Genomic DNA, 19,273 nt, shown 5'->3' with positions numbered 1-19,273 from the left:
CTAATCAAACAGTTTGATTAGTGGTTCGTTTTTCACTTCGGCTAAACTACTTTTGTTCCAGCCTCTTTTTACCTTATTTACTTTCTTGTGCTTTGTTTTTTGCAGCAGCGTTAACTTGCTCATCTGCATGGTAAGAAGAACGTACAAGAGGACCTGCTTCGACATGGCTGAATCCTTTTGATAATGCAATTTCTTTTAGCTCTTCAAACTCATTTGGATGGTAATATTTTTGAACTTTTATGTGCTTTTTAGTTGGCTGTAGATATTGGCCTAGCGTCATAATATCTACATTATTCGCACGCAAATCATCCATCGTTTCAATAATTTCTTCTTTTGTTTCTCCTAGACCAAGCATGATACTTGATTTTGTAGGGATATCCGGCTGCATTTCTTTTGCACGGCGAAGGAACTCAAGAGAACGCTCATATTTAGCACGAGCACGAACACGAGGCGTAAGGCTGCGTACTGTTTCAATATTATGGTTTAAAATATCAGGACGTGCGTCCATTACAATACGTAAGTTCTCTTCTACACCGCCCATATCAGAAGGCAATACTTCAATTGTTGTGAATGGATTTTTACGACGAATCGCACGAATTGTTTCAGCTAATACGCTTGCTCCTCCGTCTTTTAAATCATCGCGAGCTACTACTGTAATAACCGCATGTTTTAAGTTCATCAGCTGAACAGAATCTGCTACGCGTTCTGGCTCTTCTAAATCTAATTCTGTTGGTAAACCTGTCTTAACCGCGCAAAAACGACAGGCACGTGTACATACTTCTCCCAAAATCATAAAAGTTGCCGTACGACGAACAGCCCAACACTCATGAATATTCGGACATCTTGCTTCTTCACAAACTGTATGAAGGTTTTTTTCACGCATCATTTTCTTTAAGCCTGTGTAATTTTCGTTTGTGTTTAGCTTAATCTTCAGCCACTCGGGTTTGCGGACATGCTCTTCTTTTGTTGCCATATTATCAACTCCACCAATCTAGAAAATGTCTATAACCTATATGCTTAATTTTAACTACATATTAAAAACATAACTATATGTCACTTTATCATAAAAAAGTGAGATTCGACAAGTTGTCTGCTCTTTATTTTCCTGAGTTTTCTTCTATTTTCCATCCGAATGTGTGCGTTTTCATCCTCCGTATAATTTCCATTTATCTGCTGAATAAAATTCTTTAAAAAAGTTTTGGAGCGATTTCCATTAATTAATATTTATGAAATCTTTTTTCTCGCTGCAAACTAGTGTTACACACTATTTTTAGAAAGGGGGAAACACGATGCGCAAAACGATTATCTTACTTTTTATGTTCATGTCTATATTCACAGGATGGCACCACGTAACAGCTGAATCTTCAGCAGATCAAGAAAAAATGCTTATTCAAAAGAGATTAGAGCTATATAAACAAATGGAAGCCGCTACTACAATTCCTTGGTATTACTTTGCTGGGATTGATCAGTATGAACGAAATATTCGACGCTCTCATAAAGATATTCCAAGAGAAAAAGGTGCGATCGCCATTTATTATCCTCCAGAAAAATGGTCAGGTTCTCTAAATCCAAATTTGGAAGATACAAACCCACTCACTATTTCTCTGCTCGGGGGAATAGGTAAAGATGGGAATGGAGACAAAAAAGCAGACCAATTTAATGATGAAGATATGCTTTTTACCATGGCAGATTATATTCGGACGTTCGGGGTATCCGAAGACTATATTAAAATTGCGCTTTGGAACTATTATCACCGGGCTAAAGCGGTTGATATTATTTTAGGGAATGCTAAAATTTTTCGCCATTACGGGCGCATTGATTTAAAAGGTTCTTCATTTCCTGTGCCTCTCCGTGCGAACTACAGTTATCGCAGTACATGGGGAGATGCGCGCGGCTGGGGTGGAAAACGAATCCATGAAGGAACAGACATTTTTGCAGATTACGGAGTTCCAGTAAAATCCCCTTGCTATGGCATTATTGAGCTTAAAGGATGGAATAAATATGGAGGCTGGCGAATCGGTATTCGTGACCTTCATAATAACTATCATTATTTAGCCCATTTAAGCGGGTTTGCAAAAAATTTAAAAGTAGGGCAAATTGTAGAACCAGGAACACTCATTGGTGGAGTAGGAAGTTCCGGTTATGGACCTCCTGGAACTTCTGGGAAATTCCCTCCTCACTTGCATTATGGAATGTATAAAGATAACGGCAAAAATGAGTGGTCGTTTGACCCATATCCTCAGTTAAGAACGTGGGAAAGAAATGATCGTTTAGAACTAAAGAAAAAATAAAAAAACAGGAAGCCGACGCTTCCTGTTTTTTTATCCTGACGCTTTGCTTTCTTTTGCTTTTTTCACAGCATGAGCAATACTCGCGGCCAAGCCGCCCCATATGATGACCATTCCTACAACCATCATTGTAATTGAACTTCCATCCATTATTTAGAAACCCCCTTCTCTTTAACTGACAAACGGATCGTCCCATCTTTCCATCGTGCAAAAGAGAAAACAATTCCTAAAATAACAGCCAGAGCTGCCACGCCCCAACCAAAAGGACCTACAAAAGTCGTTGCATACTGCTCGTAATTTTCCGAAATATTTTTCCGGAAGTTATCAAACATCATATACCCAAGTACAAGTGGTGTAACGACTCCTAAACATATCTTCCACCATGATCCGATTCGGATATCAGAGACTTCATTTGCATGCTGCTGAAGGCTGCTCAACTTTTTAAATACCCAAGCAACTAATACAACTTCTACTAAGCCTGCTAAAGCAACTCCGAAGTTATTAATGAAATAGTCGACCACATCTAAGAAATAAAGTCCGCCTTGTGTTGCAAATAACAGCGAGCAAATTGAAGCGATTCCTCCGCCTATTAATACAGATTTTGTACGTGAGATAGTAAATTTATCTTGAATGCCTGCTACAAAGGTTTCAATAATTGAAATAAGCGACGTTAACCCTGCTAATGTTAAGGAAGCAAAGAATAACATTCCAAACAGCTGTTTAAAGGCCGGAAATTCATTAATAATTTGCGGGAAAACAACAAAGGCTAGTCCTACCCCTCCCTGAACCACCTTATCGATTGGGATACCTTGCTGAGTAGCCATAAAACCAAGTGCGCTAAACACACCGATTCCTGCTAGTAATTCAAAAGCGGAATTACCGAATCCAGTAATAAACGCATTATTAGTTAAATCAGATTTTTTTGGAAGGTAACTGGAATAAGTGATCATAATAGCAAAACCAACAGATAAACTAAAGAAAATCTGACCATATGCCGCAATCCAAACCTTTCCATCTCCAATTGCGCTCCAGTTTGGTTTAAAGAAAGCGTGCAGACCTTCCATTGCTCCGTCCAATGTTACTGCTCGAATAACGATGATTAAAAATAGAACAATTAGTGTTGGTAAAAAGATTTTGTTTGCCGCTTCAATTCCTTTTTTGATTCCTTTTAATAACACACCTAACGTGACAATCCATACAAGTACAAGCGGAATTAAAACATGTAATACGATGCTTCCTGTTTGTCCTGGTGCTTCAGCTAACTTTAAGTAATCTCCATATAGAAACGCTTCCGTATCCTTTCCCCAGCTTAACTTAAATGAAAAGATAAAATACGACATCGCCCACGCGATAATGACGGAATAGTAAACTGAAATAAAAAAGGAAATAGCTACTTGCCACCAGCCTAGCCACTCAGCCTTTGGACTTAGTCTCGCTAATGATAAAGGAGAAGAACCTTTATATTTATGACCTATAGCAAACTCCATGATTAAAATAGGAATTCCTGCCGTCAACAAAGCAAATAAATAGGGAAGAAAAAATGCTCCTCCTCCGTTTTCATATGCAGTAGCTGGAAACCTCCATATATTCCCTAGTCCAATTGCTGAACCTGCTGCTGCTAAAATAAACCCTGCTCTTGATCCCCACTGCGGCCTATTTTCCACTGTAATTCCCCCTCTTGTTCTCTCCCTACTCTCTTTTTATCGTAGATCAGCGAGAATTTTTATAATTTTTAGATTATTCTTTCTATAACTTCCTATCTCAAATTATAGAAGGGAGAAGATAGTATGTCAAAATATTTTTTATAGAAAATTCAGACAAATGTTCTAATGAATAAAAGCAAGTATGAAAGTCTTTTTGAACTTCCGCACCTGCTTTTTTAATAATACTTTATCACGTTAATATAATATTGTTAATTTTTCTTCGGAAGTTCAATCGCCGGAGAAGACGAGTTTCCACCGTTAAAATAGTCAGGAACGTTTCCAGGAATAACGGTGCCTCCGACCGGGATTGTAGCCGTAACGGTTGTTTTTTTAGTTGCAAATGGGATAATGATTTGCATGTTTACTTTTACTTTGATAGATACTTCAAGAAACGCATTATTTATTCCATACTCTTCGATTTTTCGCACTACGTCTGTTTGAACGTCACCAATAGCATGAAATTTAACCGGAATCAGCGGACCTAGATTTCCAAGCAGCGCATTATTAGTCGCTTGCCCAAGCGGAACTTGGTATACAATTCCTTGATTCCGCAACTTTTCACTTTTTTCAATACGAATATCTGTTGGAAGTTCAAGTGCATCTAAATTCCCTTTCTCTGCTTCTTTTAAGTTAGCCTGGACAAATGACGTAGTTTGAGCTCTGACCCGATTTACAAGCGCTGTGTCAATTTTGGCTACTTGACCGTTAGGTGTGGATTCCACTTTAATGACATCTACGTCCAGTTGATCAAGTACCTGTTTATTCACCGCTTTATTAATAACTAAAGTTGCAATCTCTTTTGTTTGTGCTTCAGCATATTTCATTAACGTCGGTTCAATCCCTCTATTAATTAGCCATAATCCTACCCCTGTGGAAAGCATAAAAAAAAGAAAGGTGAGCAACAGAACGTAGCGAAAAGGAAGCGGGCCTTTTCTTGTTAATTTCCGACGAAGTTTAACCAAAAAAAATCCCTCCTTACAAGCTATATGTATGCATGTATAAGGAGGTTCACGCTTCTTTTAAAAAGTTTTATCTTAAATTTCCCACTATATTAAAGCATTTTCAATAAAGCATCTTTACCAATTGTCCCTTTAAAAATCCCTCTTTTTTCAGCTTCAAGCGTTACAGATTCAAGAGGCGCTTCAAGAAGCTGCTCAATTGTACGTACACCTACAGCTCTTCCAGCTATTATTTGACGATCAGCTAATTTATCATTTAATAGACCTACGTCTAGTGCTCCGCACATAATGTACCCTTTATCTGATGAGATTGTTAACAGAGTTGTTTTTGGCAGCAATACGGTAACTGCATTAAACGTATGACCTTCAATTACGATAGGCGCTAAGGTAATCATAGTAACTCACTCCTTTCTTAATCAATTTATGATTTTGAAAGAAAAAAGTGAGGTTTTACATATACTTTTCTACCTATTTGACGTTTATATTCCTTCTTCCTTATTTATATAAACTTTTATAGGACTCAGTTCTAAAATTCATTAAAAAAATCTAATTGTTTAGGAGCTAAATTCTCATATTCAATATTTAATAAACTCATGAGCTGTTTGGCATTATGTACAGCATCTCCGCCCGAGTTATTATTAAATAACAGGTAAATGTCCTTCGTTTGTTTTTGTAGCTTTTCAAGCCGTTCTTTCCACTCTAGGAGCTCTTTTTCATTGTAACGATACAAAAACCTTACTGCTCGCCAATTGCCTTCTGCGGGCTTATTCCAACCGTGTACGTTTCGTCCGTGAAAACGGATAAGTGTTTTCTGTTTATCTGTAGCATGAATCACAATAGGAATAGAGCCTTCTCCTGCCTGCGGTTCATCACAAATACCGTGAATCCACTTCTCTTGTTCCATAAACGTCAGCGTTTTATCGTAGAAAAATGGCTTAAACCAAGATTGATTTCGAAACTCAAGCGCTACTGGCAAATCGCCAAACTTCTCGCGGCTATATCTCAAATAGGCTACATTTTCTTTTGTACAGTCAAACCAGGGCGGCATTTGAAATAAAATCATACCAAGCTTATTCGATGTTACGTAAGGCTTCACTGATTCTAAAAACGCATGAAACATTTCTTCTTTGCTATCAAACGGATTTCCTTCTCTCATATGGCCTGTCATACCTTGATAGGCTTTTACCACAAAACGAAAAGATTCCGGTGTATCGTTCACCCATTTTTCTACATTTGATGTTGGTTGAATTGCATAAAAAGATGAATCGACTTCAACAATTGGAAAATGGCCTGCATATACGGCAAGCTTGTCTCTTGATGAAACCCCCGCTTCATATAATGAATCATGATCTCCCCAGCCTGTAACTCCAATATAAATCATGCCACTCCTCCTCTATGTTCTTAGCTTCGCTTTTCTTTATTTTAATACAAACGATACAAAAAAACTCGTTTGCATAAACAGCAAACGAGTTTTGATCTATTATTAACCGATTGAACCTTCCATTTCAAATTTGATTAGACGGTTCATTTCTACTGCATATTCCATTGGAAGCTCTTTTGTAAATGGCTCAATAAAGCCCATTACAATCATTTCTGTTGCTTCTTCTTCAGAAATACCGCGGCTCATTAGATAGAATAATTGTTCTTCAGATACTTTCGATACCTTCGCTTCATGCTCAAGTGAGATGTTGTCATTTAAAATCTCATTGTACGGAATTGTATCAGAAGTTGATTGATTATCCATAATCAGCGTATCACACTCAATGTTCGCACGTGCACCTTCTGCTTTACGGCCGAAGTGTACGATACCGCGGTATGTTACTTTACCGCCTTGTTTTGAAATTGATTTTGATACGATCGTTGAAGATGTGTTCGGTGCTAAGTGAATCATTTTTGCACCAGCATCTTGGTGCTGTCCTTTACCAGCAAGGGCAATAGATAATGTCATACCACGTGCACCTTCACCTTTTAAGATAACAGCTGGATATTTCATTGTTAACTTAGAACCGATGTTTCCATCAATCCATTCCATTGTTGCGTTTGCTTCACAAACCGCGCGTTTTGTTACAAGGTTGTATACGTTGTTCGCCCAGTTTTGAATTGTTGTATAGCGGCAATACGCATCTTTTTTGATGATGATCTCTACAACGGCACTGTGAAGAGAGTTTGTTGTATAAACAGGTGCTGTACAGCCCTCTACATAGTGAACGTGTGAGCCTTCATCAGCAATAATTAACGTACGCTCAAACTGTCCCATATTTTCAGAGTTAATACGGAAATAAGCTTGTAATGGTGTATCTACTTTTACACCTTTTGGTACGTAAATGAATGATCCACCAGACCAAACCGCCGAGTTAAGTGCAGAGAATTTGTTATCCGTTGGCGGGATAACTTTTCCAAAATGCTCACGGAAAATATCTTCGTTTTCTTTTAGCGCCGTATCCGTATCTTTAAATACGATACCTTGTGCTTCAAGATCTTCTTTCATATTGTGATAAACAACTTCAGATTCGTACTGAGCTGATACACCCGCAAGATACTTTTGCTCTGCTTCAGGAATACCTAGTTTATCAAACGTTTGTTTAATTTCTTCAGGAACTTCATCCCAAGAGCGTTCAGACTTCTCAGATGGTTTTACGTAGTACGTAATTTCATCAAAGTCTAAGCTTGCCATGTCTCCGCCCCACTGTGGCATTGGCATGTTGTAGAAGTGCTCTAGAGATTTCAAACGGAAGTCAAGCATCCATTGTGGTTCCTCTTTCATACGAGAAATTTCTTCTACGATTTCTTTCGTTAAACCGCGTTTTGAGCGGAAAATTGATACGTCTTTATCGGAAAATCCATATTTATAATCGCCGATTTCTGGCATTTTTTTAGCCATCTTTTATTACCCCCTACTTGATAGGATTGGGAATGAATGAAGGTCTTATTTTTGTTCGTTAAGACCTTTTTCCATCGCTTTCCACGCTAGTGTTGCACATTTAATACGCGCAGGAAATTTTGCTACACCTTGAAGTGCTTCAATATCTCCTAAATCTATACTATCATCATACTCTTTACCTTGCATCATGTCAGAGAAGATATGGGCCATTTTAAACGCTTTGTCTACTTCTTGACCTTTAATTGCTTGTGTCATCATTGAAGCTGATGACATTGAAATTGAACATCCTTCGCCTTCGAACTTTGCATCCACCACTTTGCCGTCCTCTACTTTTAAAGAAAGTTCAATGCGGTCTCCACACGTCGGGTTATTCATATGAATGTTCACAGTATCTTCATTCAACGTTCCACGATTACGCGGATTTTTATAATGGTCCATAATTACTTGACGATAGAGAGTATCTAAATTATTAAAAGCCATTTGTAAAATACTCCTTCGTTTTTATTAATGATGACACCAATTTATCTACTTCTTCTTCCGTGTTATACAAATAGAAGCTTGCACGTGCAGTAGAAGATACGTTTAAATATTTCATCAGCGGCTGCGCACAGTGATGACCTGCACGAATCGCAATTCCATCAGCGTCTACTACTGTTGCAACGTCGTGCGGATGCACATCTTCAATATTAAACGTCACAACACCCGCTCGCTCTTTCGGTCCGTAAATCGTAATTCCATCTACTTGCGATAAGCGATCCAGTGCATACTGCGCTAACTTGTGCTCATGTGCTTGAATATTATCTAAACCAACTTCTTCTAAGAAATCAATCGCTGCACCTAAACCAATTGCACCTGCAATGATTGGCGTACCTCCTTCAAATTTCCAAGGAAGCTCTTTCCACGTTGATTCGTATAGGTTTACGAAGTCAATCATTTCGCCGCCAAACTCGATTGGTTCCATTTTTTCAAGAAGCTCTTTCTTTCCATAAAGAGCGCCAATTCCAGTCGGTCCGCCCATTTTATGTCCAGAGAAAGCAAAGAAATCACAGTCTAAATCTTGTACATCCACCTTCATATGAGGCGTACTTTGCGCACCATCCACAACCATTACTGCACCGTTAGCATGTGCAATTTCTGCAATCTCTTTTACTGGGTTAATCGTGCCCAATACGTTAGATACTTGCATAATCGATACAATTTTGGTGTTGGATGTAATCGTGCTTTTTACCTCTTCTAGTGAAAGTGCATGATCTTCTGTTAATGAAATATATTTTAACGTTGCACCTGTTTCCTTGGCAACTTGCTGCCAAGGAATGATGTTGCTGTGATGCTCCATATAAGTAATCACAATTTCATCACCAGGTTTGAGATTAGCACGGCCATAGCTTGCAGCTACTGTATTAAGAGCTGTCGTTGTACCGCGCGTAAAGATAATCTCTTCCGTTGATTTTGCATTAATAAACTTACGAACCTTTTCACGAGCGCCTTCGTATCCGTCTGTTGCTCTTGTACCAAGCGTGTGAACACCTCGGTGTACGTTTGAGTTATATTCTTTATAATACTTCTCAATTGCTTCAATTACAGCAAGCGGCTTTTGTGAAGTTGCTGCACTGTCTAAATAAACGAGCGGGCTGCCATTTACCTCTTGGTCTAAAATAGGAAATTGTTTACGAATATCAGAGATATTCATTATCGAACTTTCCTTTCAATTAAATCTGTTAATTGCTTTTTAACCGTTTCGATTGGCAACTCGTTTACAACTGGTGCTAAGAACCCGTGGATAACTAGACGTTCTGCTTCTGTTTGCGGAATACCGCGGCTCATTAAGTAGTAAAGCTGAATTGGATCTACGCGTCCAACAGATGCAGCGTGTCCTGCTGTTACATCGTCTTCATCAATTAGAAGAATTGGGTTTGCGTCTCCACGTGCTTTTTCACTTAACATTAACACACGAGATTCTTGCTCAGCGTTTGATTTAGACGCACCGTGTTCAATTTTACCGATACCGTTAAAGATTGAAGACGCGCTTTCTTTCATAACGCCGTGTTTTAAAATGTAGCCTTCAGAATGTTTTCCAAAATGTACGATACTTGTTGTTAAGTTTTGAGACTGTTCTCCACGTCCAACTGTTACCGTTTTTGTATCTCCATATGAACCGTCGCCCATTAGATACGTTGTATTTTCTGAAACTGTATTTCCTTCACTCATTAAGCCTAAAGCCCACTCAATGCGACCATCTTTGCCCGCTACGCCGCGGCGGTTCACATAAGTAGTTGTGCCTTTAGCTAAGTAGTCAACAGCCCCAAATGTTACTTTTGCATTGCTGTTAGCAAATACTTCCGTCACGATATTGACAACACCTTTTGACTCTTCAGCAGTAGCAATGTAGTTTTCTACATATGTTACTGAGCTGTTGTCTTCAGCTACAACAATCACATGGTTGAATAAAGCAGCTTCTTCATCTTCACGGACAAATACAGCTTGAAGCGGCTCTTGTACTTCTACATTTTTAGGAACGTACACGAATACACCGCCGTTTAATAACGCTGCGTTTAATGCAGTTAAACGGTGCTCATCTACTTTAACTCCGTCTTTCATGAAGTACTTCTCGACAAGGTCGCTATGCTCTTTAGCAGCTGTTTGAATATCTGTAAAGATAACGCCTTGAGACTTTAGCTCTTCTGTTAATGTTGAATATGCAGCTGTTTGGTCACGCTGAACATATAGATTTTTAACAGCTTCTGTATCAATCAATGCTTTAACCACTTCTGGAAGCTCGTCTACAGATGAGATTGTGCTTGCCTGTGAAGTGTGCTTGTCAAATGCAGTAAAGTTCCATTTCGAAATGTTTGTTTTATCTGGCTTTGGAAGTGCAAGATCTTCTGCTTTCGCAAGAGCTTGTAAGCGAAGATCTAGCAGCCAACTTGGTTCATTAGCTTCTTTTGAAAAGCTGCTGATGTACTCTTGATCAAATGGTAATTTCGTATCAATAGTCATAGAGATCCTCCTAACTCTTAAGCTTCTTGCTCTACAGTTTCGTCTTCAATACCTAATTCTTGTTTGATCCAGTCATAACCTTCTGCCTCTAGACGCTGTGCTAATTCTGGTCCGCCTGATTTCACAACGCGACCTTGCATCATAACGTGAACTTTATCTGGTGTAATGTAGTTTAGTAAACGTTGGTAGTGAGTAATCATTAAGCAACCAAACTCGCTGCCGCGCAGTTCATTAATACCTTTTGATACAACTTTTAACGCATCGATATCTAAACCAGAGTCGATTTCATCTAAAATTKCAATTCCTGGTTGAAGCATCATTAATTGCAGAATTTCATTACGTTTCTTCTCACCGCCAGAGAAACCTTCGTTTAGGTAACGCTGAGCCATGTCTTGATCCATCTCTAAGAAATCCATGTTTTTGTCTAATTGACGGATGAATTTCATTAGTGAAATTTCTTCGCCTTCTTCACGACGAGCATTAATTGCTGAACGTAAGAAGTCAGCATTTGTTACCCCGCTGATTTCACTTGGATATTGCATAGCTAGGAATAGACCTGCACGAGCGCGCTCATCTACTTCCATCTCAAGTACATCTTCGCCGTCTAGCGTGATGCTTCCTTGTGTAACCTCGTATTTAGGATGTCCCATGATTGCTGAAGATAATGTTGATTTACCAGTACCGTTTGGTCCCATGATTGCATGGATTTCGCCGCCCTTAACTTCTAAATTAACACCTTTTAAAATTTCTTTACCTTCAATTGCAACATGAAGATCTTTAATTGTTAAAGTTGACCCTGCCATATTAAAACCTCCAGTTATAGACGTATATAGTAAAAAACGATATACCTATATCTTTTTAATTATTCTCATTTTATTCTCATTACAATCTTATAACAAATGAAAACTTATAGCAACCTTTTGACCCAAAAGGTTTTAAACCATTATGTACATTTTTCAAGACTAAATCCACTCATAAAAAAGTTGCCTTAAAAGACTCCATAGAGCCTTCTAAGACAAGCTTTTTTACCCTCTTTATTTACTTAGTGCGTGTGGCTAGTCAGTTCTGAAATACACTCTTGGACAAGCGTAACGGACTGACTCATCGCTGCGCCTCCGCCAAATGCTGCTGACACTCCGCATGCTTCTAAAATTTCTTGTTCAGTTGCACCTTGATCAATGCAGCCTTTTGTATGATAAATCATACAGTACTCGTCTTGAGCTACTACGCTGATTCCTAACGCGATTAACTGCTTTTCTTTTTTAGAAAGAGAACCTTCTCCAAAACATGCTTCAGTAAACGCATTAAACGTTTTTGTTACTTCCGGCAATTTTTCGCTAAATTTCCCAACACCCATTTTATAATCATGAAGTGCTTGCTCAGTTGAATGACGTGCTTCTTGCTGCATAACGTCAGCTCCCATCATCAGTAAAGTTTTCACGGTTAGTATGCGTGAGAAAAATAAGAGTTATTCGTTTTCCCCCATACAAAAAAAGCACTTGCCCAGAGTGGACAAGCGCTTTTCTTCTATTATTTATTTACCGGCAGTACTCCGCCTTTGTATTTTTCTTTAATGTAGTCTTGAATTTCTTTAGAGTGAAGAACTTTCACTAAAGCTTTCACTGTATCTTTATTTTCGTCGCCTTTGTGAACCGTAATGATGTTTGCATAAGGGTTATTTTCTTTGCTTTCCACTGCGATTGGATCTTTTACTGGATCTAAACCAGCATCGATAGCATAGTTAGCATTGATAACAACAGCGTCACCTTCATTATTTTTGTACATTTGAGGTAGCAATCCGCCTTCAACATCGGCTTTAAATTTTAAATTCTTCGGGTTTTCTACGATATCTTTAATTTGTGCATCTGTTTTCTTTACGCCTGGTTTTAATTTGATTACGCCGGCTTTTTCAAAAATCGATAAAATACGTCCTTGCTCTGCTACTGCATCACGCATAATAACTGTGCCGTTCTTCGGAAGATCTTTTAAGCTTTTGTATTTTTTAGAGTAGATACCGATTGGTTCAATGTGAATGGCACCGGCACTTACAAAATCATACCCTTTTTCACCCTTGTGATCTTTCAGCACTGAATTCATATAAGGAACGTGCTGGAAGTAGTTTGCATCAATTTCATTGTTTGCAAGAGCTGTGTTCGGTAAGATGTAATCTTGGAATTTTTTAATTTCTAAGTCGATTCCTTGTTTTTCTAAAATCGGTTTTGCTTGTTCTAAAATTTCAGCATGAGGCGTATTAGATGCACCCACAACAATTTTCTTTTCATCTTTTGATCCATTGTTAGATCCACATGCAGCTAATCCTACTACTAGCGCAGATGTTAGTGCTAAAGCCGAAAGCCATTTTTTCATAATAAATAATCCTCCCTTTATCTTTTATCAATTTTTGCAGTAATCGCATCTCCAATAAGTTGGATAATAAATACAATAATCAAAATTAAGATCGTAGCAGCTAGCGTTACATCATTATGACTGCGCTGGAATCCTTCTAAATATGCAAGATTCCCAAGACCTCCAGCTCCAATCACACCCGCCATTGCCGTATAGCCGACTAGCGCAATCGTCGTTACCGTCAAACCAGAAATTAAAGCTGGCAGCGATTCAGGTAACAGCACTTTAAAGATAATAGTGCTTGTTGTTGCTCCCATTGATTTAGCAGCTTCAATAACACCTTTATCAATTTCACGCAGACCAATTTCTACAAGACGCGCATAAAATGGTGCTGCTCCCACAATTAAAGCAGGTAACGCTGCATTAGCGCCTAAAATACTTCCTACCAATGCTTTGGTAAATGGAATCAGTAAAACAATTAAAATAATGAATGGAATGGAACGAAAGATATTTACAACTGCTGACACAATGGCATATAAAGGTTTGTTTTGCCAGAGCTGTCCTTTGGACGTTAAAAATAAAAGCAAGCCCAATAAAATACCTAGAACAAACGTGGCTATAACTGAAATAGCCGTCATATATAGTGTTTCATTTGTCGCTTGAATAAAATCATCTAAAATAACGTTCGGAAATAGTTTCTCAAACATTTGTCATTACCTCCACTTCGACCTGCTGCTCATGAATGTATGCAATGACTTTTTCAACTTCTGTTAATTCTCCGTCTAAATGAACGAACAACGTCCCGTATGAACCTGTTTGTGTATGAGAAATCTTTCCTTGCAAAATATTAATCGTTACATCAAACTGTTTTAAAATCGTTGTAATGAGCGGTTGCTCTGCTTTTCCGCCAACAAACGTCAGCTGAATAATTTGCCCGCTTGGATATAACCCCTGTACTTGTTCAATTGTTTCAAACGTTTCTTCTGGTTCAGAAATCTGTTGAACGAATCGTTTTGTAATCGGCTGCTTAGGTTTTCTGAATACTTCTAGCACTTGTCCTTCTTCTACCACTGCCCCATTTTCCATAACGGCTACCCGATGACAAATTTTACGAATAACGTGCATTTCATGAGTAATCAATACAATGGTTAACCCTAGCTTCTCATTAATATCTACTAACAGATCTAAAATGGAATCTGTCGTTTGAGGATCAAGCGCTGATGTTGCTTCATCACACAGCAATACTTTTGGGTTATTGGCTAGCGCTCGAGCAATACCAACACGCTGCTTTTGTCCACCGCTAAGCTGTGATGGATAAGCATTTTCACGCCCTTCAAGCCCGACTAACTTGATAAGCTCGTCTACTCGTTTCATTCTTTTTTCTTTTGAGATCCCTGCTATTTCTAACGGAAAAGCAATATTTTCTCGCACCGTACGCGACCACAAGATATTAAAGTGCTGAAATACCATACTAATTTCTTGTCTAGCTTTTCTGAGTTTTCCGCCTTTAATTTTTCCAATATCATTACCTGCTACTTCTACCGTTCCTGTCGTTGGTGTTTCTAACCCGTTTAGCAAGCGAATTAAAGAACTTTTCCCCGCTCCGCTATAACCAATAATTCCGTAAATTTCACCTTGGTTAACGGTTAGATTCACATTATCAACAGCTGTTATTTGACCACTTTTGGCCTGATAAATTTTTGTAACGTCTGTTAATGTAATCATATTTCTTCACCTTCTTTAGTAAAAACTTAATTATGTTAGGTTGCCCTATAGGATGAAAAAGCCGTAAAACAATTTTCCCCATCAAAAAAGCCTCTCTGCGCATGACAGAAAGGCTCGATATTTAATCCTTTCTCTCATCTTTCAAAGCGCATAGCTTTGCAGGAATTGGCACCATTTCAGTTAGTCTGACGGTTGCCGGGTTTCACAGGGCTCAGTCCCTCCACCTCTCTTGATAAGAGTTCGCAACAATTATTTTGTTTTTGGGAAATATTCATTCATTTATGAACATTCATGAGTGTGATTTTAGCATGTGTCAGATAGGCTGTCAACAGATTTTGTTCTTGGGATAATATCCCAAGATTCCAACAGCCCCAACGGTTCACTCTCTTTCAATTTCTTCATTTTAAACAAACGTTTGATTATCGAAGCTCTTCAAGTAAGTGCTCGATGGAATGAAACGCATAGAGTTTTTTTACCATTTCGCCATTTTTCACTTCAATCAAACAAGGTACACTTTCAATTGAAAATATTTCTGCTTTTGAAGGCATATAATTTAAATTGCTCATTCCGATGGTCACACCGGGCAGCATCGCTTCTGCTACGGTTAACATTTTTTTTGCCAGCTGACATGTCCCGCAAAAAGGTGTATGGAAAAAGATAAACGTTCTTTGTCCTTCTTTTAACTGATCGTCAAGTTGTTTTTCGCTCCATTCTTGCATGTTGCTCATTCCTTTTATGTTAAAAATTCTGCATTAACATCGATATTGGCACTCAGTAATACTGTTGCTATGTGATGTCTAGGGGCGGTAGCAACCTCTCGGTACATTTTATCAATATATAGATGCTCTGCTTCCGGAAGCTCTCGTTTAAATTGTTTTCTTAGCTTATTCCCTGAATCATCAGAGTCAACAAGTATGTATACCTCTTTGTTAAACGTACAGTCAATAATTTCATCCAGCTTTGATAAACTAATCGTACCGTTTGTACAGATAATTTCAATTGGTTCTCGAATGATATCTTGGATACGCTTTTTATCTGATTTTCCTTCGACAATAATTACTTTTTCAATTTCAATTAGCCCCATTTTCATCACCCATAATCGTCAGTTGTATAGTAACATCATTTCTTTATGCTATACAATATTCGTTAATGTATCACAGTTCACCTGTTTTTTAAAAGAAATTTGCAAGAAAGAACTGTTTTAAAAAGCAGCTTAGGCCATATTGTTTCCATAAGACAAGAAAAACAGTGGCAGTTGCCACTGTTTAGCACCATCCTGCTTCTTCGTCGCAGTCTGTATATTTTTGCGTTTCACCTTGTTTTTGTACATCCGTATATTGATAGAACTTATTATTTTCTTGCGAATAACCTTCTTCAAAGCGGTATTCATTGCCGCTTGTTCCGTAACTAACTTCACCAATTGGCTGCTTATCAACATATAATTTCATACCGCCGTCATGAAATTTAGCTGTAACGCGATCTGTAACGTTCATTTTTTGTTTTTCAAACATAAAAAGACACTCCTTTAGCTTGTTTACTAATAGAGTGTCCAGTCAAAAACTTTTCATAAAGACAATTTATGGAGGAATATTATCCTTCGTTTGTCATTTCTTCGTATTGCTCTGCTGTCATTAGCTTATCTACTTGAGAAGCATCAGACGGTTTGATTGTAATCATCCATGCTTCTTCGTATGGAGATTCATTAACAAGTTCAGGGCTATCGCTTAAGTTGTCGTTTACTGCTACAACTTCACCGCTAATTGGTGCGTAAAGCTCAGAAACTGTTTTTACTGATTCAACGCTGCCAAACGGCTCGTCAGCTTCTACTGTTGCTCCTACTTCTGGCAGTTCAACGAATACGATGTCGCCAAGCTCAGCTTGAGCGAAATGCGTAATACCTACGCGGACAACGTCCCCTTCTGTTTTTACCCATTCATGCTCTTCAGAATAACGCAAATCTTTTGGTGTACTCATCTTAATCCCTCCAAAATATGTATCGTAATTTGTTTATATAAAAAGCGCCTTCAACGTGGAGAACACTTTCTACAACCTAAAATAACTTCCTATTAACAGTGTAACGTAAAAGGTAAAAATTTTCTATTTGAAAACTTACTTCCACACGTCCTCAAACTGCTCTTCTTTGAAGCCAAGCGTTACTTTTTGTCCATCTGTTAGCAGCGGACGCTTAATTAACATGCCATCTGACGCAAGAATCGACAGAAGTTCATCTTCACTCGCACTGCTTACTTTATCTTTAATTCCTAATTCGCGATATTTTTTACCGCTTGTATTAAAGAATTTTTTTAATTCTAAGCCGCTGTTCTGATAATAAGATTGCAGCTGCTCTTTTGTTGGCGGGTTTTCTACAATATGAATTTCTTCATACGCTACTCCGTTATCATCCAGCCACTTCTTAGCTTTTCGGCACGTACCACACTTTGGATATGAATAAAAAAATAATGACATTTCGTCAACCACCCTTTATTTTAAGCTTTTTTCGTATTTTAACACATCCTTTATCATTTACCTAGATAGAGGCTTCTTAAACAAAAAGGAGCTCGTAAAACGAGCTCCTTTTCCCTTAAACTGTGAACTTCTCTACTTCTAGAAGCGTTTTTGCAATCTCGCGCTTTACACTAATTACATTAATTGGTGTATAGCGAGTTAACTTGCGAAGAGACGAAAGCATGACTCTAAGCGTATCACCTTGTTCAACGCCAATTAACGTTTCCTTTGCATCTGCTTCAATTCGATTAAATGCTTCTTGGCAAAATACTTGCGTATATTTTACCTTCAAGCTGTTTTGATCTGCACCTGTTTTGGAAATCGCTTTTTCAGTACGTAAAACAGTGGATTCCATTGCATATACGTTACTAATCATATCGGAAATATTAACGAGAATTTCTTGTTCTTTCTCTAATTCTTTCCCATACTTCTGTGCAGCTAGACCTAAAAGCAAGAGCGCAATTTTCTTTCCATTTTGCACAAGCATTTTTTCTTGATCTAACGGCTCATTTCCTACTTCCTGCGGCATAAGCATCATCAATTCTTCTTGAAGCGTTTGTGCTTTTTGAAGCAGCGGAAGCTCTCCTTTTAGCGCTTTGCGTAAATATGTGCCTGGTACTAAGAGTCGATTAATTTCATTTGTTCCTTCAAAAATACGGTTAATGCGGGAATCACGATACAGGCGCTCAATTTCATACTCACTCATAAAACCATAGCCTCCGTGAAGCTGGACGCCTTCATCTACGATGTAGTCAAGAGATTCCGTGGCAAACACTTTGTTTAATGAGCATTCAATGGCATATTCAGCAATGGAAGCGGCAATTTGCTTTCCGTCTTTTTGCTGTTCTTCTGAAAGCTGGCCCATATGGTCTTCAAAAAGTCCTACCGTACGATAGACGGAGCTTTCAGTTGCATATAATTTAGAAGCCATTGTTGCTAATTTTTCTTGGGTTAATGAAAATTTAGCGATTGGCGTTTTAAACTGCTGACGCTGGTTAACATATTGAGACGTGATTTCTAACGCACGTTTCCCTGCTCCAACTGCTCCAACTCCAAGCTTGTAGCGCCCAATATTTAAAATGTTAAAGGCAATCACATGACCTTTTCCCACTTCACCTAACACGTTCTCTTTTGGAACAAGTGCATCTTCAAGAATCAACGTTCTTGTTGATGAACTCTTGATTCCCATCTTCTTCTCTTCCGGTCCAACCGATACGCCTGGAAATTCGCGTTCAACGATAAAAGCAGAAAATTTATCGCCGTCGATTTTCGCGTACACGACGAACACATCAGCAAATCCGGCATTTGTAATCCACTGCTTTTCTCCATTTAACACATAGTGTGTGCCTTCTGCGTTAAGGCGAGCTGTTGTGCGAGCACCGAGGGCATCGGAACCAGAACCAGGTTCTGTTAACGCATATGCTGCTATTTTTTCCCCAACTGCTAAAGCAGGTAAATATGCTTGTTTTTGCTCTTCTGTTCCAAATAAGACGATTGGCAATGACCCAATTCCTACGTGAGCACCATGAGTGATGGAAAATCCGCCTGCTCGAGACATTTTTTCAGCAATTAAAGCCGAGGTAATCTTATCTAAACCGAGTCCACCGTATTCTTCCGGTACATCTGCACCAAGCAAACCTAATTCACCAGCTTGTTTTAATAACTTTACAGAACGGTCAAACTCATGCTTTTCTAAATATTCCACTTGTGGAAGGACTTCATTTTCTACAAATTCATCTGTCGTCTTGGCAATCATCTTTTGTTCAGATGTATAATCCTCCGGCGTGTAGACGCGGCTTGCATCGCCTTCTTCAATTAAAAAGCTTCCACCTTTAATCATTTGTTTTGTTTTATTTGACATGTTCATAT

General features: G+C 38.5%; 22 protein-coding genes and 1 riboswitch. Of the genes, 1 reads left to right on the top strand and 21 read right to left on the bottom strand.

The features are described from left to right. Positions 1–73: 73 nt before the first annotated feature. Positions 74–973 carry a lipoyl synthase gene (gene lipA / locus AC1DRF_RS04000; RefSeq protein WP_013059637.1) on the bottom strand — a complete coding sequence of 300 codons (900 nt, stop codon included), beginning with the start codon at positions 971–973 and terminating at the stop codon, positions 74–76. A gap of 316 nt (positions 974–1,289) precedes the next feature. Here lipA and AC1DRF_RS03995 point away from each other — a divergent pair, with 316 nt between their 5' ends. Next, positions 1,290–2,291 carry a M23 family metallopeptidase gene (locus tag AC1DRF_RS03995; protein WP_097824858.1) on the top strand — a complete coding sequence of 334 codons (1,002 nt, stop codon included), beginning with the start codon at positions 1,290–1,292 and terminating at the stop codon, positions 2,289–2,291. A gap of 30 nt (positions 2,292–2,321) precedes the next feature. Here AC1DRF_RS03995 and AC1DRF_RS03990 read toward each other — a convergent pair whose 3' ends face one another. From AC1DRF_RS03990 to AC1DRF_RS03895, 20 genes are all read right to left on the bottom strand, one after another. After that, on the bottom strand, positions 2,322–2,438 hold the full coding sequence (locus AC1DRF_RS03990) for a methionine/alanine import family NSS transporter small subunit (protein WP_016765823.1): 117 nt from the start codon (positions 2,436–2,438) through the stop codon (positions 2,322–2,324). Continuing rightward, positions 2,438–3,952: a sodium-dependent transporter gene (locus AC1DRF_RS03985; RefSeq protein ID WP_045291599.1), complete on the bottom strand. Its 1,515-nt coding sequence runs from the start codon at positions 3,950–3,952 to the stop codon at positions 2,438–2,440. Before AC1DRF_RS03985 ends, AC1DRF_RS03990 begins: the two co-directional genes overlap by 1 nt. A gap of 248 nt (positions 3,953–4,200) precedes the next feature. Further along, entirely contained in the window at positions 4,201–4,953 is a 753-nt protein-coding gene (gene yunB, locus AC1DRF_RS03980) for a sporulation protein YunB (protein WP_013085335.1), read from the bottom strand. An 89-nt stretch (positions 4,954–5,042) separates the two neighbouring features. Then, positions 5,043–5,345, bottom strand: a complete 303-nt coding sequence (locus tag AC1DRF_RS03975; protein ID WP_013059641.1) for a YunC family protein — start codon at positions 5,343–5,345, stop codon at positions 5,043–5,045. A 131-nt stretch (positions 5,346–5,476) separates the two neighbouring features. Next, a complete protein-coding gene (locus AC1DRF_RS03970; RefSeq protein ID WP_013059642.1) occupies positions 5,477–6,331 on the bottom strand; it encodes a DUF72 domain-containing protein in 855 nt (284 codons plus the stop codon). 102 nt (positions 6,332–6,433) lie between these two features. Further along, the gene (sufB, locus tag AC1DRF_RS03965) at positions 6,434–7,831 is read right to left on the bottom strand and encodes a Fe-S cluster assembly protein SufB (RefSeq protein ID WP_013059643.1); all 1,398 of its coding nucleotides are present in this window, start codon (positions 7,829–7,831) and stop codon (positions 6,434–6,436) included. Positions 7,832–7,876: 45 nt separating this feature from the next. Continuing rightward, complete coding sequence (sufU, locus tag AC1DRF_RS03960; RefSeq protein ID WP_013085338.1) at positions 7,877–8,311, bottom strand: Fe-S cluster assembly sulfur transfer protein SufU; 435 nt, start codon at positions 8,309–8,311, stop codon at positions 7,877–7,879. Next, entirely contained in the window at positions 8,301–9,521 is a 1,221-nt protein-coding gene (locus AC1DRF_RS03955; protein WP_013059645.1) for a cysteine desulfurase, read from the bottom strand. The genes sufU and AC1DRF_RS03955 overlap by 11 nt, the downstream gene beginning before the upstream one ends. Then, on the bottom strand, positions 9,521–10,828 hold the full coding sequence (sufD, locus tag AC1DRF_RS03950; protein ID WP_043977250.1) for a Fe-S cluster assembly protein SufD: 1,308 nt from the start codon (positions 10,826–10,828) through the stop codon (positions 9,521–9,523). Before sufD ends, AC1DRF_RS03955 begins: the two co-directional genes overlap by 1 nt. A gap of 17 nt (positions 10,829–10,845) precedes the next feature. Continuing rightward, on the bottom strand, positions 10,846–11,631 hold the full coding sequence (gene sufC, locus AC1DRF_RS03945; protein WP_477740358.1) for a Fe-S cluster assembly ATPase SufC: 786 nt from the start codon (positions 11,629–11,631) through the stop codon (positions 10,846–10,848). Positions 11,632–11,870: 239 nt separating this feature from the next. Beyond that, the gene (locus AC1DRF_RS03940; RefSeq protein WP_013059648.1) at positions 11,871–12,236 is read right to left on the bottom strand and encodes a carboxymuconolactone decarboxylase family protein; all 366 of its coding nucleotides are present in this window, start codon (positions 12,234–12,236) and stop codon (positions 11,871–11,873) included. A gap of 122 nt (positions 12,237–12,358) precedes the next feature. Beyond that, positions 12,359–13,195, bottom strand: coding sequence for a MetQ/NlpA family ABC transporter substrate-binding protein (locus tag AC1DRF_RS03935; RefSeq protein WP_014457885.1), 837 nt, complete (start codon positions 13,193–13,195; stop codon positions 12,359–12,361). A 17-nt stretch (positions 13,196–13,212) separates the two neighbouring features. Then, the gene (locus AC1DRF_RS03930; protein ID WP_477740357.1) at positions 13,213–13,881 is read right to left on the bottom strand and encodes a methionine ABC transporter permease; all 669 of its coding nucleotides are present in this window, start codon (positions 13,879–13,881) and stop codon (positions 13,213–13,215) included. Continuing rightward, positions 13,874–14,899: a methionine ABC transporter ATP-binding protein gene (locus tag AC1DRF_RS03925; RefSeq protein WP_477740356.1), complete on the bottom strand. Its 1,026-nt coding sequence runs from the start codon at positions 14,897–14,899 to the stop codon at positions 13,874–13,876. Before AC1DRF_RS03925 ends, AC1DRF_RS03930 begins: the two co-directional genes overlap by 8 nt. 131 nt (positions 14,900–15,030) lie before the next feature. Next, positions 15,031–15,138, bottom strand: a riboswitch (SAM riboswitch). A gap of 180 nt (positions 15,139–15,318) precedes the next feature. Then, on the bottom strand, positions 15,319–15,618 hold the full coding sequence (locus tag AC1DRF_RS03920; protein ID WP_477740355.1) for a thioredoxin family protein: 300 nt from the start codon (positions 15,616–15,618) through the stop codon (positions 15,319–15,321). Between the two features lie 14 nt (positions 15,619–15,632). After that, positions 15,633–15,983, bottom strand: coding sequence for a toprim domain-containing protein (locus AC1DRF_RS03915; RefSeq protein ID WP_477740354.1), 351 nt, complete (start codon positions 15,981–15,983; stop codon positions 15,633–15,635). A 181-nt stretch (positions 15,984–16,164) separates the two neighbouring features. After that, complete coding sequence (locus tag AC1DRF_RS03910) at positions 16,165–16,410, bottom strand: YusG family protein (RefSeq protein WP_477740353.1); 246 nt, start codon at positions 16,408–16,410, stop codon at positions 16,165–16,167. A 79-nt stretch (positions 16,411–16,489) separates the two neighbouring features. Beyond that, positions 16,490–16,873, bottom strand: coding sequence for a glycine cleavage system protein GcvH (gcvH, locus tag AC1DRF_RS03905; protein ID WP_013059655.1), 384 nt, complete (start codon positions 16,871–16,873; stop codon positions 16,490–16,492). Between the two features lie 135 nt (positions 16,874–17,008). Next, a complete protein-coding gene (locus tag AC1DRF_RS03900; protein WP_074896353.1) occupies positions 17,009–17,365 on the bottom strand; it encodes an arsenate reductase family protein in 357 nt (118 codons plus the stop codon). A 115-nt stretch (positions 17,366–17,480) separates the two neighbouring features. Further along, positions 17,481–19,265, bottom strand: coding sequence for an acyl-CoA dehydrogenase family protein (locus AC1DRF_RS03895; protein WP_043977255.1), 1,785 nt, complete (start codon positions 19,263–19,265; stop codon positions 17,481–17,483). Positions 19,266–19,273: the final 8 nt, after the last annotated feature.

The sequence above is a fragment of the Priestia sp. P5_B4 genome (assembly GCF_056400385.1).
This window is presented reverse-complemented; position numbering and strand designations above follow the sequence as displayed.